This window comes from Acidobacteriota bacterium (assembly GCA_026393675.1).
Lineage (GTDB): Bacteria > Acidobacteriota > Vicinamibacteria > Vicinamibacterales > JAKQTR01 > JBAXOX01.
On sequence record JAPKZQ010000043.1, the window covers coordinates 114,924 to 129,984 of the forward strand.

Annotated in this window: 8 protein-coding genes and 1 pseudogene; 1 reads left to right on the top strand and 8 read right to left on the bottom strand. The window is 64.5% G+C overall.

The features are described from left to right. Positions 1 to 24: 24 nt before the first annotated feature. The 5 genes from NT151_11210 to NT151_11230 all read right to left on the bottom strand — a co-directional run bounded on the left by NT151_11210 (position 25) and on the right by NT151_11230 (position 7,960). On the bottom strand, positions 25 to 687 hold the full coding sequence (locus NT151_11210; GenBank protein MCX6539482.1) for a hypothetical protein: 663 nt from the start codon (positions 685 to 687) through the stop codon (positions 25 to 27). After that, the gene (locus tag NT151_11215; protein MCX6539483.1) at positions 684 to 1,064 is read right to left on the bottom strand and encodes a hypothetical protein; all 381 of its coding nucleotides are present in this window, start codon (positions 1,062 to 1,064) and stop codon (positions 684 to 686) included. Before NT151_11215 ends, NT151_11210 begins: the two co-directional genes overlap by 4 nt. Beyond that, a complete protein-coding gene (locus tag NT151_11220; GenBank protein ID MCX6539484.1) occupies positions 1,048 to 1,545 on the bottom strand; it encodes an RNA polymerase sigma factor in 498 nt (165 codons plus the stop codon). Before NT151_11220 ends, NT151_11215 begins: the two co-directional genes overlap by 17 nt. A gap of 205 nt (positions 1,546 to 1,750) precedes the next feature. After that, on the bottom strand, positions 1,751 to 4,879 hold the full coding sequence (locus tag NT151_11225) for a glycosyl hydrolase (GenBank protein MCX6539485.1): 3,129 nt from the start codon (positions 4,877 to 4,879) through the stop codon (positions 1,751 to 1,753). 30 nt (positions 4,880 to 4,909) lie between these two features. Further along, positions 4,910 to 7,960, bottom strand: a complete 3,051-nt coding sequence (locus NT151_11230; protein MCX6539486.1) for a M14 family zinc carboxypeptidase — start codon at positions 7,958 to 7,960, stop codon at positions 4,910 to 4,912. Positions 7,961 to 8,301: 341 nt separating this feature from the next. Between NT151_11230 and NT151_11235 the strand changes: the two genes are divergently transcribed. Beyond that, positions 8,302 to 10,707, top strand: coding sequence for a fused MFS/spermidine synthase (locus tag NT151_11235; GenBank protein ID MCX6539487.1), 2,406 nt, complete (start codon positions 8,302 to 8,304; stop codon positions 10,705 to 10,707). Between the two features lie 131 nt (positions 10,708 to 10,838). Here the strand turns inward: NT151_11235 and NT151_11240 are convergent. The 3 genes and pseudogenes from NT151_11240 to NT151_11250 form a co-directional block, all read right to left on the bottom strand. Continuing rightward, positions 10,839 to 11,060 (bottom strand): annotated as a pseudogene (locus NT151_11240) (hypothetical protein). A 391-nt stretch (positions 11,061 to 11,451) separates the two neighbouring features. Continuing rightward, positions 11,452 to 12,186, bottom strand: coding sequence for a hypothetical protein (locus NT151_11245; GenBank protein ID MCX6539488.1), 735 nt, complete (start codon positions 12,184 to 12,186; stop codon positions 11,452 to 11,454). A 205-nt stretch (positions 12,187 to 12,391) separates the two neighbouring features. Then, on the bottom strand, positions 12,392 to 15,061 hold a 2,670-nt coding region (locus NT151_11250), incomplete at its 5' end, for a hypothetical protein (protein ID MCX6539489.1).

A 15,061-nucleotide genomic window follows, 5' to 3' on the forward strand; every position in this document is an offset into this window, starting at 1 on the left:
GAAGGGCCACCCTGGTGTGGGGCCTCACTCCGATTTCCCCGAACGCTCGGTGACGCGCACGAGCCGTTTCGGCTGCTCCACCAGCTCCCAACGGCACGGAGCCACGCGGCATATGGCGTCGAAAGCCTGCCGTAACGTCGCGCCCTTGACGCTCAGCGCAACCTTCCGGTCGCTCAACGCTGGTGCCACCTCGACCTGGGCATCGTACATCCGGGCCAGCATGACGAAGGCCACCTGGACGTCCACCGGAGACCAGGCGACGTCGAACGGGAGGGGATCGTTCACGCTGCGCACACCGGCGTTGAACAGGTTGCCGCCGCCGCGCAGGAACTGCTCGCCGGTCGGCGTGGCCTGCAACGTCGAGAACGTCTCCGTGCGGGTCTCGACGACGAGACGGGCGCCGTCGCGGCGCCAGCGGCAGCCGACGCTCTCGCAGATTGCAGTCAGCGCCGTTTCGGCGGTGATGTTCTCGACCTGTAACGTCAGCAGGGCGCGGAGACGACCGTCGAACGCCAGTTCGTAGCCGAGCGACTTGGCCAGGGCGGGCAGGACGTCGGTCAGCGGCGTACCAGCGAATCGCAGGGTGACTCGCTCGCGAGCGAGGTCCTTCTGCGCGGGCCCATCCGTCGCCGCCACATTCGTTCCGGCGGCGCACAGCAGAACACACAGCAACACATGACGAATCATCGCGCTTCTCCCATCAGTTCGATCGAGACCGTGCCAGCCGGCAGGGCCAACGCATCCGCGTTGGGGCCGATGAGCGTCGTCGGCGAGCCGGGCATGCTGAAGATGATGATGGCGCCCTCGTTGGAGAGCTCGCCGCGTGGGACGGCAGAGGGCGCAGGGTCCGGTGTCCACAGCGGTCGGCCCACCACGAGCGCCACGAGACCGATGGCGGCGGCCGTCGCCAGAACGAGGCGCACCCGGGTGCCAGCCGGCGGCCTCTGTCCCCGCGCGAGCGCCGTCGCGACGAGTCGCTCGGTGACGCCCGGTGGGCACGTGAGCGCCTCGTGCACGAGGCCGTCGATCTTCACGTCCGACCAACGATCAGTGTTGGGTTCCATCCTGACCTCCCAGAAGCGCCGCCAGGCGCCGCCGCGCCCGGGAAATCCGCATCCTGAACGCTGCGTCAGAGACTCCGAGCAGGCGGGCCGCCTCGGCCCCTGACCACTCTCCCGCAGCCACCAGCAGCAGGGCCTCGCGGTCGAGCTTAGGCAGACTGGTGATGGCCCTCCGCACCACCAGGCCATCGACGCGCGCGATGGCCCGGGCCTCGGGATCCAGACCGCGATCGGCGTGGAAAGCGAGGGCCGTCAGCGGGACGAGCAGCCTCTGCTTGAACGACGCTCGCCAGGCACGGCGCTTGGCGATGGCGAAGGCAAACGCCTCCGGCGATTCGGGGGGGCCGTGACGATGCCATCGCTGGACGAGTGCGGTGAGCGCGTCCTGAGCGATTTCCTCGCCCAGGCCGATGTCCTGGACGCGTCCGCACGCATAGCGAACCAGCCGGGGAGCCAACGTGCGAAGGACGTCTTCAAGGTCCACAGTGATGAAGTACCTGTCGCACGGGATTTGTAACACGGGGCCGGCCCCGCCGTCGGCCGGGTGTCAGCGGGCATGGCGCAGCGCCTCGATCCGGCGTACGCGGCTGCGTGGGCCTTCTCAGGCAGAATACCGTGCAGGAGAAGCTCGCCAGCCTGTGGCTCGACAAGCTGCTGGCCGAGCATCCCCTGCCGCACGTGTAGCGCCGCTACTTCACGGCCTCCAGCTTCTTATTCTGTATCTCCTTGTTGAACGCGGCGACGTCCGTCTTGACGAGCGCTGCCAGCTTTGCGAGCTGTTCGTCCAACCGGGCTGACAGATCCTTGAACACCGTGTATGACTGTTCGGTCGGCTTGCCGTCGCCGCTGTCCACGACGCCCTGCAGCGCCGCCAGCTTGTTGTTCAGTTTGATCGGGTAATTGAGCGGATCCTGGCTGCTCTGGTTCCGATACTGGTAGATCTCCCCTTCGACCACGGTGAACTTCAACGTGAGGGCTTCGCCGCCGATCAAGGCGTCCGACGACTGCTTGCCCTTCTCTTTACTCCGAACAGCCGCGATGCGGTCGGCGATCTGCTTCTTGAGATCCCTGATGCGAATCACGGCTTCGTTGGCCTGTGTCACCTTGTCGCGAATCTGGAGCGCCAGCTTGAACTGCTCCTGGAGGTCGCTCTCGCTCACGGTCGGGAGGTTCGGATTCTTACGGATCGTAAACCCAGCCGTCTTCGTTTCCCCACCCGCGGTCAGGCGCACCTGGTAAGTACCCGGAACCGCCAAAGGGCCGCGCGTACTTCCGGCCCACATGATCATCCCCGGAAAGTCCTTCGCATTCGCATACCGCATGTCCCACACGAACCTGTTCATGCCAGCCTTCGTGGCGACACGCGGCGCCTGCCGACGGAATCCCTCCTCGTCTTCGACCCGCGCGGCCTCCGGTTTGGCGGCGTCCTTCTCGGCCGCACCGCTGTAGATGTTGACCACCTGGCCCTGCGCGTCCAGGATCTCGATCGTTACCTTGTCGGCGGCGCTCTTCAACAGATAGTCAATCGACACGCCTCTGCTAATCCCACGAATCGCCGCGGGCGGCTCGAACACGTGCACGGTCGCGCCAGCCACGTCAGGCGTGAACTGCCGCAGAATCGCAGCGTTGTCCAGGATGTAGAAGGACCGCCCATGCGTGGCAATCACCAGGTCGTTCTCGGTGACGACGATGCCATGAACGGGCGTGACCGGCAGATCCAGCCGGAGCGACTGCCAATTCCCGCCGTTGTCGAACGACACGTAGATGCCGTGCTCCGTGCCGAGATACAGCAGGCCGGCCCTCTTGATGTCCTCGCGAATGCTGCGGGCGAAATCGTCGCCTGGGATGCCCGTCACGATCTTCGCCCACGTCTTGCCGAAATCGTCGGTCCGATAGACGTACGGCGCGCGATCATCCCGCTGATAGCGATTCGCGGCGACAAACGCCGTCCCCGGCTTGTGCGGCGACGCCTCGATCAGACTGATGCGGGCGAAGGCCGGCAGCCCAGCCGGCGTCACATTGCTCCACGTCTTGCCGCCATCCTGCGTCACCTGGACATACCCATCGTCTGAGCCAGCCCAGATGAGGTTGACGTCGTGACGGGACGGCGCGATGGTGAACACCGTCGCGTAGGTCTCCACGCCCGTCTGATCGAGGGTGATCGGACCGCCGGAGGGCCCCATGGTCGATGGGTCGTGCCGCGTCAGATCGGGGCTGATCCGTTCCCAGCTCTGCCCTTCATTCGTCGTTCTCCACACGTGTTGCGAGCCGACGTAGAGCACGTTCGGATCGACCGGCGAGAACACGATGGGGTACGTCCACTGGAACCGCTCCTTGATGTCGATCGCCGAGTACCCCATCGGGTTGTCGGGCCACACATTGATGGCCCGCGTCTGGCCCGACTTCCGATCGTATCGCGTCAACTCCCCGCCGTAACTGCCGGCGTAGAACACATCTGGGTTGCGCGGATCCGGTGCGATGTAGCCGCTCTCCCCACCGCCGACGTCATAGAGTTCGCTGCCGTTTCCCGTGCTCTCGACACAGGCCGTGCTGTTGTCCTGCTGCGCGCCGCACACGTGGTACGGCACGTGCGCGGTCACGAACGCGTGGTAGAACTGCGCCGTCGGAAATGTCTGTGGCGTCCAACTCTCGCCGCCGTTGACCGACACGTTGGCACCGCCGTCGTTCGAGTTGATCATCCGCGTCGGATCGTTCGGCGCAATCCACAGGTCGTGGTTGTCTCCGTGCGGTACCCGGATGGACTTGTAGGTCTTGCCGGCGTCGGTCGATCGATAGAACCCGGTGTTGAGCACGTACATCGTGTCGCGCTCCTTCGGATCCGCGTAGATGCGCGAATAGTAGAACGCCCGCTGCCGGAGACGCCGCTCGCTGTTGACCTGCTTCCACGTCGCACCCGCATCATCGGAGAGGTAGACGCCGCCGTTTTCGTTCTCAATGATGGCGTAGACCCGCTTGCCGTCGGCCGGCGACACGGCCACGCCGACTTTGCCCCAGATGCCCGCTGGCAACCCCGGGTTCTTTGTCAGCTCCGTCCACGTCGTCCCGCCGTCAGTCGACTTGAACAAACCGCCCCCGGGTCCGCCGCTCGACAGGGAGTGGGGCGTGCGGAACACCTCCCACAACCCGGCATACAGGACGTCGGGATTGTTCGGATCCATCGACAAGTCGACGGCTCCGGACTTCGAGTCGTGGAACAGGATCCGCTCCCACGTCTTGCCGCCGTCCTTCGACCGGAAGACGCCGCGATCGGCCCCCGGCGCGTAGGGCTTGCCGAGCGCCGCCACATAGACGAGGTCTGGATTCTTCGGGTGGATGCGAATCCGCGAGATGGCCTGCGTGTCCTTCAGCCCGACCTGGGTCCACGTCTTGCCGCCGTCAGTCGACTTGTAGACGCCGTCTCCCTGAATGATGTTGCCGCGCAACTCGGTCTCACCCATCCCGACGTATACGATGTCGGGATTGGACTCGGAAACGGCCACCGCGCCGACCGATGACGTTTTCAGGAACTTGTCGGTGACAGGCCGCCATGTCGTGCCGGAATCAGAGGTCTTCCACACGCCTCCGCCGGTCGCGCCGAAGTAGTACTCGAACGGCCGCGACGAACTGCCGGCCACCGCGATGGACCGGCCGCCACGGTTCGGTCCAATGCCTCGCCACTTGAGTGACGACAACAGCGAATCCGGGTATCCAGGGGCGGGTGGCGGAGCCTGAGCGAAGGGCTGGACGCCCAGTCCAATCAGCGCGAACCCCACGAGACATGCAGCGGCCAACGTGCGACGCAGCCAACTTCGGCTCATACGCGAGACTCCTTCGCTAGAACCCGTGAGTTATTTCTCGTCGAGCTTGCGGCCGGCGTCGAGCCGGTCGAAGTTCAGGATCGCGTTGAACACGAACCCGTAACTTCCCTGCGTCTCGCCACGCCACATGGGATTGTTGGCGAACACCACGACATGCCCCTTGTCGAGTGGCACGTCGACCAATGCCGGCCGCTGCGCGATCTCGTTGCCGTTCTCGAGGAGCCCCGAGACCAGCAGGTCGCGCACGTCACCGTATCGCAGGACCACGCGCGGCCTCAGTTGCGGCGGAATGATGTTGAGCGGATTGCGCAGTTGCTCCGGAGTGACCGGCGTGGCCTGCCACGCCTCGACCTTCGGTTCCTCCGGCGGCGGGATCACCACCGGGAATCCCTGGGGTTGATCTTGATCGTCCGCCGTGCCTCGACCGGTTGGGCGCTCCGGACCACCGGCGGCCGCGCCGCGGCCGCCACGCCCGCCCAGCATGTTGCTGACGCCGAAGACGAGACCCGGTGCTGAGTAGATCGACAGTCCCTCACCGTACCCGTACGCGATCGGGCTCGCGGCATCCACCACCTTGGCACGCATCACCGTGCCTGGGGCCTTCAGTCGAGTCGGCTCCTGCACCGAGAGCCCGGGCGTCATGCCAAACATGTTTGCCAGGATGGTGGTGTCGTCGGCCACGATCAGCAATCCGCCCTTGCGAATGAAGTTCTCGATATTCGCGACGCCGGAGAGCCCGAGGCCTGGCCGCATGTCGTCAGTCGAGTCGATCTTGCCGATGTTGGGCGTCAGTTCCGTCGTCTTCCACGGCAGCGGGTTCCGCCACATCGGCATCCCGCTGACGATCTGCTGCGCGCTGCGTCCAACGGGCGGAAACACGAGCACGTCCCACCGGCCGTTGAGATTGGCTTCCTTCGCGACGACCTGGGTGCTGATGTAGTCGTACGGGATCTTCAGCTGATCGAATTCCATCCGCCACCAGCCCTCGTCCTGCGTGCCGATCCAGGTGTGGATGTAGCCGATCCGCGGCGTCTTGACGGCATGCGTCTTGACGGTGGGCGCGGCGGCGAGCGCATAGGCCTGCAGGCCCAGTTCGGTCGCGAACTTCTGCACGTCGGCCTGGGCCGCGTTCTTGATGAGGAACGAGCCCCGGTTGAACTTCCTGCCGCCCGATTCGAACGGCTCTTCGGCGACGTCGACGGCCGCGTCCTTGATGCGATATCGGAGCGCGATCAACGACGGGTCCGCATCATTGTTGACGGCGAACAGCGTCCCCGTGCCGACGACGCCGCTCGGGGCCTTCACGTCAACGGCCTTCTCCATGGCCGCGTCGAGCACCTTCGCGTCGGTCACCCGGACGACCTGCACATTGAACAGTTCGCCAAACGTCCAGCCCGTATCGTCGTACGGCCGCTTCTGCGGGTCGGTCGGACTCCAGTACTGGTAGTCGAGCAGCGCATCGGCGATGCGGCTGTACGGCTGGTCCATGCGGATGATGTAACTGCCCGCCGGGAACTGGCGCGTCTCGGTCGCGGGCTTCTCGTCCTTCTTCGCCTCCGCCTTCGGCGCTTCTTCAGCCGGCTTCTCGGCGGCTCCCTCATCGGCGCCACGTCGCGCCGGCTTCTTCTTGACGGCCATGGTCACGCTGAAGGGCGCCGTGGCGCGCGAGATTTCAACCGCCTGCCGCTGCAGCACACGCAGCATTTCCGCCTGCGCGCCCGGGCGTGCCTCGTCTCCGGGGAGCACGTACGCCGCCGGTCCTTCGACGGTCGGCTTCGTCACGGAGCGTTTGCTCTTGAGGTAGAAGTTCTTCAGGAAGAGCTTGGTATTGCCAGAGAAGTAGGACAGCGCCGTCAGCAATCCCGTCTGCTGGTAGTTATTATTGTTGCGCTGCGACCACATCACCTTCGGCAGCGGCGGGTTCTGTTTGTACCACGTGCGTGCGTAATCACCCGGCTGCAGCTTCCGTTCGACCGTGTCGGCGCCGCCGTTGCCAAATGTCTCGTAGAGACGGCTGATCCCGTTGTGCATGGCCCCAATGAACATCAGATAGCCCGGCGACCACGTATCGAAGGTGCCGTGCGTGAACGCGCCCGGCATGCCGAACTTGGTCAGCTCGGCCATGTTGTTCCAGCCCAGCAATTGCCACTCGTCGGTGAGGATGGGATCCACCCACGCGTTGTAAGGGCCGTCACCCACCGTGTTGTCGTACAGATACGGCACTGACTCGTGCAGGTCGTGCAGCACCTGGACCTTCTGCCCCACGACGGTGTTGATCACGTTCCGCGTCAACGCGAGCGTCGCCCCCATGGCGTCGCGGTTGTTGTCGTGCGCGACGTACTTGCCCCAGTAGGCCAGTGGCGGCCAGGTCTCGTTTGGATTCGCCAGGTGCCACTTGTAGATGTCGACCTGCCGGTCGCGACCGTCGGTTTCGATGACGGGTGTGATGAGCGTGATCACGTTATTGCGGATGGCCTTGATGTACGGACTGTCATCGACGACCAGCCGGTACGCCAGTTCCATCAGCGCCGTTGGCGCCCCCGTCTCGGGAGCATGAATGGTGCCAGTGATGTAGTACACCGGCACGGACGCCTCGACCAGGCGGTCCGCCTCGGCGTCGTCGAGCTTGATGGTCCGGGGGTCCGCCAACTTGGCGAGCCGCGCACGATTCTCGTCCATCTTCGCCATCACCGTCTCGGCGGCAATCGCGACGGCGATCATCTCGCGCCCTTCCTCCGATTTGCCAATGGAGAAGACCTTCACGCGCCCGGGACTGGCCTTTTCCAGAAGTCGCATGTAGGCGTGGACCTCGGCCGTGTACGGCAGCTTGCCCGGCGCCCCGGCCACATCGCCGAGCACAACCTTCGGGGTCGGCACCGTTTTCGAGAATGGCAGGTAATCCACCAGCGGCGACAGGAAGAACTTTTCGGTCGTGTACTCGTTGATCTTCCTGGTGTACTCCTCGTCGATCAACTGCTTCGGGTCGCGGGCGTACTTGTTCGGCTGGGCGGTCACACCGGCACTCGCCAGCACGACAATGGCAAAGAGCGCCGCCAGACGGAAGCTTGTGAGACGTTTCATTGATGCCCTCAACTTGCGGGCCGGCGCCCGCCCCGGATGATGGTTCGCCCGCCGGGAACCATGCCTCTGGCCCCGGGCGGCGCACCACGCAGGTGCGCGGCGGAATCTTATCAAGATTTGCCCGGGCGGTGCGATCAATGAAGACCTGCACCCCAGCGCGATCCGTTGAGGCGCCACCCGACCTCCGGCTCAACTCCGCTCAACTCGGTGGTGGCGGCCCGGCCCCCAATGTGGCAATCTTGTCCTTTCGCGATCCGTCCGGCTGCCCATGAGCTGGCTGCTCGTCCCGTGTCGCGATGACCACACCACCGTCAGTCGTCTGACCACACGAGGTATTGTCGATGCACTCGCGCCGGATTCTCCCCGTCCTCCTGTTGCTCTTCGTCGCCAGCGGCTGCGCCGCCCTGGTCTACGAAGTGGTGTGGTTCCAACTGCTGCAGTTGGTCATCGGCTCCTCGTCGGTCTCGCTGGCCGTACTGCTCGGCACCTTCATGGGCGGCCTGTGCCTTGGGAGCTTTACCTTCTCCCGGTTCGTGTCCGCCAAACATCACCCGATGCAGGTGTACGCGGTGCTCGAACTCGGCATCGGCGCCATCGGGCTGCTCGTGCTGTTCGGCATGCCGCTCGTGAGCGGCGTCTACACGTCGTGGGCCGGGTCTGGTGTTTGGGGCCTCATCCTGCGCGGCCTCGCGGCCGGCATCTGCCTCCTGCCGCCCACCGTACTGATGGGCGCGACGCTGCCGGCACTCTCTCGCTCGGTCGAGACGACGCCGGTCGGCGTGTCCTGGCTGGGGTTCTTCTACGCCGGCAACATCCTCGGCGCCGTGCTCGGCAGCCTCCTCGCGGGGTTCTATCTGCTGCGGGTCTACGACATTCCGACGGCCACCTATGCCGCCGTCGCCATCAACGCTGCCGTGGCACTGGTCGCCTGGGGGCTCTCTTACACGATCAAGGTCGACGAGCCGGCGACGCCAACGACGGCCCCGGAATCCGTCGCGGGGTCGACAGCCCTCCATATCGCGATCGGGCTGTCGGGCATGACGGCCCTGGCCGCGGAAGTGATCTGGACGCGATATCTTTCGCTGCTCTTCGGCGCAACCACCTACACCTTCTCACTGATCCTGGCGGCGTTTCTGGTCGGCCTCGGCATCGGCAGCAGCATCGGATCGGCGCTCGGCCGCACGGTGTCGCGGCCGCGCATCGTGTTCGGATGGTGCCAGGCGCTGCTCGGCGTTGCGATCGCCTGGGCCGCCTACATGCTGACCGACTCGATGCCGTATTGGCCGATTGATCCGTCGATTGCAAAGAATCCATGGTTCAACTTCCAGATCGACTTTGTCCGGTGCCTGTGGGTCGTCCTTCCGGGTGCAATCCTGTGGGGCGCAAGCTTCCCACTCGCGCTCGCGTCGGTTGCCAAGCCTGGACATGATCCGGCCCAGTTGGTCGGACGTCTCTATGGCGCCAATACGGTTGGCGCGATCCTCGGATCGCTTGTCGGCGGCCTCCTCCTGGTTGTCTGGCTCGGTAGCCAGCACGCACAGCAGGTGTTGATCCTGTTCACTGCCCTGTCTGCCCTGCTCGTCCTGATGCCGACCGGGAAGGACCAACCCCAGGGCGCAGGATTGCGGTTCGCTGCTGACGCGATACTGATCGGGGTCGGCTCAACACTGCTCGCGGTGTTGGCCGTGCACGAATTGCCCGGCCTGCTGGTGGCGTACGGCCGGTACTCGGCCACGCGCGTCGGTCAGGCGGATGTGTTCTACGTCGGCGAAGGGATCAATGCGTCGGTCGCGGTCTCACGGCTTTCCGACGGCACGCTCAACTACCACAATGCCGGCAAGGTCCAGGCATCGAGCGAGGCCCAGGACATGCGGCTCCAGCGCTTGCTCGGGCACATGACCACTCTCGTCCCTGCCAACCCGCGTTCCGTCCTCGTGATTGGCTGCGGCGCAGGCGTCACCGCCGGTGCGGTGTCGGTCGATCCGCGAGTGGAGCGCCTCACGATCGCGGAAATCGAACCGCTCGTGCCGCGGACCGTCTCCACCTACTTCAGCCGGTACAACTATGACGTCGTCAGGAATCCCAAGACGACGGTTCGGATAGACGATGCGCGGCACTTCATTTTGACGAGCAATGAGAAGTTCGACGCCGTCACGTCGGACCCGCTCGATCCGTGGGTCAAAGGCGCGGCGATGCTTTACACCAAGGAGTTCTTCGAGCTGGTCAAACAGCACTTGAATCCCGGCGGCGTGGTGACGCTGTTCGTGCAGCTGTATTGGAGCAATGAAGAAGCGGTCAAGAGCGAACTCGCCACCTTCTTCGAGGCCTTCCCGAACGGCGTGGTCTGGGGCAACACCTACCAGGGCGGCGGCTACGATCTCGTGTTGATGGGACAGGTCGAGCCGACCGTGATCAATCTCGACGAGGTCGAATCGCGGCTGCACCGTCCGGAATACGCCACCGTGGCAACCTCATTGCGAGAGATCGGCGTCAACTCGATTATCGATTTGTTTGCGACCTACGCCGGACAGGCGCGCGACCTTGGCCCCTGGCTCAAGGACGCGGCGATCACGCACGATTCGAATCTGCGGCTGCAGTATCTGGCCGGCATGGGCGTCAACCTCAACATCGGGCCGTCCATCTACAACGGCCTGCTGGCGTACCGCCGCCAGCCGAATGCCCTCTTTACGGGCTCCGATCAGATGAAGTCGGCGCTGTGGGCGGCGATGCAGAATGCAGGACGCTAGACGCGAGAGACCACGCCGCGTTGGCCACAAACCTGCCGCCGGGCGGCACGCCCGCACCGCGTGCCCGGCGCCCCGCGGGGAACGATCCGCTATCTCACACGCGGACACACGCGCGGGTTACCTCGTCTGGCCTAGATTGAGGCGTCCGCGGAACTCATCGCGAGGTTCAGTTCCAGCAGCTTCGCCAGCAACTCATCATCGGTGAGCGACGGCGGCCAGCCGTAGGCGACGAACACCGCGTCGTCCAACGTCCGGTGTGCGTTAGCGAGCCACGTCGGGCGCTCGTTGTAGAGGTTCGTCAGTGTGCGCTTCTTCAGGGCCAGTCCGGCCTTCTCGTCTATTGGCACCAGACGGACGTGGCGCGCCGTGCCGATACCATCGCTGTTCGGATCTCTGACCAGTCTCGCCCACGGACCATCGACGCTCGCCTTGCTGGCGCCTTTCTCGAAGCAGAAGTCGACGCCAGTCGGATCCGCCTCAGCCGGTGGCGGGTGGCCGACGAGCGCGCACAGGTCGAGGAAGTGCTGCTGCGACGCAGAACGCTCCTTCAGATCGACCCGCCGCCATTTCGCGATGAATTCGGTAACCGTCATGTCCGCCGAAGTTGTAGCACACTCCGCCCGCAGCCGCCATGCGGGATCATCTCGACGCCGTGTCTCCGGACCATTGCGAAGGGGCCAGAACTAGCACCAGTTCAGAGCGGCGCCAATGTCTGCGGCCTGCGGATCGCACTAGGCGCGCGGGCTACCTCGTCTGGCCCGGATTGAGGTGTCGGCGGCACTCAGTGACATAGACGTCGGCGGTCTTGAGCGCTTCGGCCAGCGTGGCCGTGAACATCTTATCGTTGGCCCGTTGGGAGACCGCGCTCTGCGCCATGCCCTTCAGCGTGAAGGACATGCGCTGAGCCGGCGCGCCGCCTTCGATCGCCTGCTTGAGGATGCCGACGGCGCTATCTCGATCGGGCGCGTCGATGGCCGACTGAATTACCGCCCGCCACGTCTCCGTGTTTGTCGCGTCCGTTTCGCGTGCGGCCAACAACATCGCCACGGCCAACCTGTTACCCACCACCGTGCCGTCCTCGTAGACAACCGCATCGACGCTCAGTGAGAATTGCAGCACCTTCGCCGGATCATCCACCCGTACGGGATGCGTGTAGGGTGTGGCCGGACGGAGCAGCGGACCGACGGCGGGGAGATTGCGTCCCAACCTCACGCTCGCCATCATGCCGATCGTATCCGTCTTCGACGAAGGATGAGTCACGGTAGTCCCATCAGGTCTCGTCACAGTCGCATTTAACGCCCACGCCGTCACCATCAGTGGCGAGTCGTTGACAAACGTCACCTGCGCATAACCGTCCTGGTTGAGCTCACTCCACGAAATCCGCATCGGAATGGCGCCAGTTGGGGTTGGCTGGGTCACCGCGCACGGCACCGCGACGTACAGCATGGTGGTTGCCAGAACGAGGCGCGCGCATGTCATCGTCTTCTCTCCTGCGGGGGCGGGTAGCCTCGTAGCGAAAACCACACCGTTCCTCAAGTCGAGCGTGTCCTTCTTTCCGGATCAGACGCTCCGATGACCTCTTCTCTTTGAGGACACGCAAGTGCCCCGCTGCAAGCATCAGCCCATGTCCATGTCCCGCACGTTTGTCACCGCGGCGCCGCGCACCTCTTCGAACACGTCCGCATCATTCCTCACTCGCTGTCGCATTCCAGGCTGCAGCGATCCGGCGCCAGTCGGCATCGATCGTAAAAGGATTGAGCCTGACGCTGCCGCCGCAGTGGGGGCACGCAATCACAGTGCCGAGCGCGGATGCGGCCACATCGGACCACACCCCGCAGAGCGGACAGCCAGAATGAAGGCGCCTCGAAGGAATCCAACGACGTGGATTGTGCTGCCACGGGGTCACGACGACAGGACCGCAGGGCAGGTTCTGGAGCCGCAGAATCAGGAGGTGGCCTAAGCTGTTGCCTGCCGCTAGATCACCGCCCCTGGGGCTCCAAGCTATAGCGGTGCCCATGCCTTCGAGTTCATATTCCCAAATCTGCGCTCCTGTCTCGGCATCCCAAAGCACGAGGTTCGAATCCCGGGAAGCCGAGGCGACGCGGCGGCCATCGGAGGAAAAGGCGCACGCCAGAACCCAATCGGTGTGGCCCGCAAGTGTGGCCCGTTCGGCTGCTGTCCGAGCATCCCAGAGCTTCATGGTGTTATCCCTGCCACCAGCAACGATGCAGCGGCCATCGGGGGAGAAGGCGCACGCCTCCACCGAACTCGTGTGGCCCGCAAGGGTGGCCAGTTCGGCGCCTGTCTTGGCATCCCAAAGCTTCAGGGTGTGATCCTGCGACGCCGACACGATGCGGCGGCCATCGGGGGAAAAGGCGCATGCCGTCACCTCTCGCGTGTGGCCCGCAAGGGTGGCCAGTTCGGCGCCTGTCTGAGCGTCCCAGAGTTTCAGGGTTCTATCCCGAGAAGCCGACACGATACGTGCGCCATCGGGGGAAAAGGCGCACGACCTCACCACATTCCTATGGCCCGCAAGCGTGGCCAGTTCGGCTCCAGTCTTGGCATCCCAGAGCTTCAGGGTCCTATCCCATGAAGCCGACACGATGCGACTCCCATCGGGGGAGAAGGCGCACGCCTCCACCGGACTCGTGTGGCCCGCAAGGGTGGCCAGTTCGGCTCCTGTCCGACCATCCCAGAGCTTCAGGGTCCTATCAGCGGAAGCCGACACGATGCGGCGACCGTCCGGGGAAAAGTCGCACGCCGTTACCAAGTCCGTGTGGTCCGCGAGAATACCCAGTCCGGCACCCGTCTCAGCATCCCAGATCTTCAAGGTTGAATCCATGGAAGCCGACACGATGCGGCGGCCATCGGGGGAAAAGGCGCACGCCAACACAACATCTATGTGGCTCGCAAGGGTGGCCTGGTGCGCTCCGGTCTGAGCATCCCAGAGCTTCAGGGTTTCGTCCCTGGAAGACGAAACGATGCGGCGGCCATCGGGGGAAAAGGCGCACGCCGTCACTTCCCGCGTGTGACCCGCCAGGGTGGCCAGTTCGGATCCAGTCTGCGCATCCCAGAGCTTCAAGGTACTATCCCAGGAAGCCGACACGATGCGACTGCCATCGGGGGAAAAGGCACATACGTCCACCCAACCCGTGTGGCCCGCAAGGGTGGCTAGTTCCGCGCCTGTCTTGGCATCCCAAAGCCTCAGGGTCTTATCCTCGGAAGCCGAAACGACGCGTGTGCCATCGGGGGAAAAGGCGCACGCCGTCACATCCCGCGTGTGGCCCGCAAGGGTGGCCAGTTCGACTCCTGTCTGACCATCCCATAGCTTCAGGGTCTTATCAGCGGAAGACGAAACAATGCGGCGGCCATCGGGGGAAAAGGCGCACGCCTCCACCAGGTTCGTGTGGCCCGCAAGGGTGGCCAGGTGGGCTCCTGTCTGCGCATCCCAAAGCTTCAGGGTCTGATCAGCGGAAGCCGAAACAACGCGGCTGCCATCACGGGAAAAGGCGCACGCCTCCACCGAGCTCGTGTGGCCCGCAAGGGTGGCCAGGTGGCCTCCTGTCTGCGCATCCCAGAGCTTCAGGGTCTGATCATCAGAAGCCGACACGATGCGGCGGCCATCGGGGGAAAAGGCGCACGCCTCCACCGAGCTCGTGTGGCCCGCAAGGGTGGCCAGGTGGGCTCCTGTCTGGGCATCCCAAAGCCTGAGAGTATGATCGTTTGAAGCCGACACGATGCGGCGGCCATCGGGGGAAAAGGCGCATGCCCCCAGCTCATCCGTGTGGCCCACAAGAGTCATCAGGCAAGCCGAGCGTGCTTGAGGCTTGTTCACATATTGGAAAAAGGGGCGCGCCTCCAGTCCCGCATCCATGCGGGCGTGCGCCACGCGGGCAGGCGCCGTCGAATCCGGCTGGTTGGCGGCCTGTTGAAAGGTGAGCGCCGCATTCCTGGCGAGCACGTGACTCTGGGCACGCACAAAGCGGGCAAAGTCCTCCAGACCGGACCGCGATTCAACGTCAAGATCTTCCGCCGTCAACGCGGAGTCATAATCTGCGACCAGGTCGTAGGTCATTGCCGCCTGGCACTTCGACTCGATGAATTGCAGGTCACACAAGATGCCGACCAGCGCCTGCCAGTTTCTTGCCTTCATCTGCTGGTGCGGGAGTTCATCGAGGGCGCGCGCATACGGCTCTCTCCACCTCCCTTCCAGGTAGTCGGCGATCGCCTGATGGACCGCCTCGCGGCGGCTTGGCGCTTGGAGATATCGCTGCCCCACCGCGTCCTTGAGCTGACCGTGAAAGAAGTCGATCACGCCGGAGCGCTCGAAGAGATACGCGCTGAGGGACCGGTA

Coding starts and splice junctions, on each gene's coding strand:
- NT151_11210 (MCX6539482.1), bottom strand. CDS start 687: ATGATTCGTCATGTGTTGCTGTGTGTTCTGCTGTGCGCCGCCGGAACG.
- NT151_11215 (MCX6539483.1), bottom strand. CDS start 1,064: ATGGAACCCAACACTGATCGTTGGTCGGACGTGAAGATCGACGGCCTC.
- NT151_11225 (MCX6539485.1), bottom strand. CDS start 4,879: ATGAGCCGAAGTTGGCTGCGTCGCACGTTGGCCGCTGCATGTCTCGTG.
- NT151_11230 (MCX6539486.1), bottom strand. CDS start 7,960: ATGAAACGTCTCACAAGCTTCCGTCTGGCGGCGCTCTTTGCCATTGTC.
- NT151_11235 (MCX6539487.1), top strand. CDS start 8,302: ATGCACTCGCGCCGGATTCTCCCCGTCCTCCTGTTGCTCTTCGTCGCC.
- NT151_11245 (MCX6539488.1), bottom strand. CDS start 12,186: ATGACATGCGCGCGCCTCGTTCTGGCAACCACCATGCTGTACGTCGCG.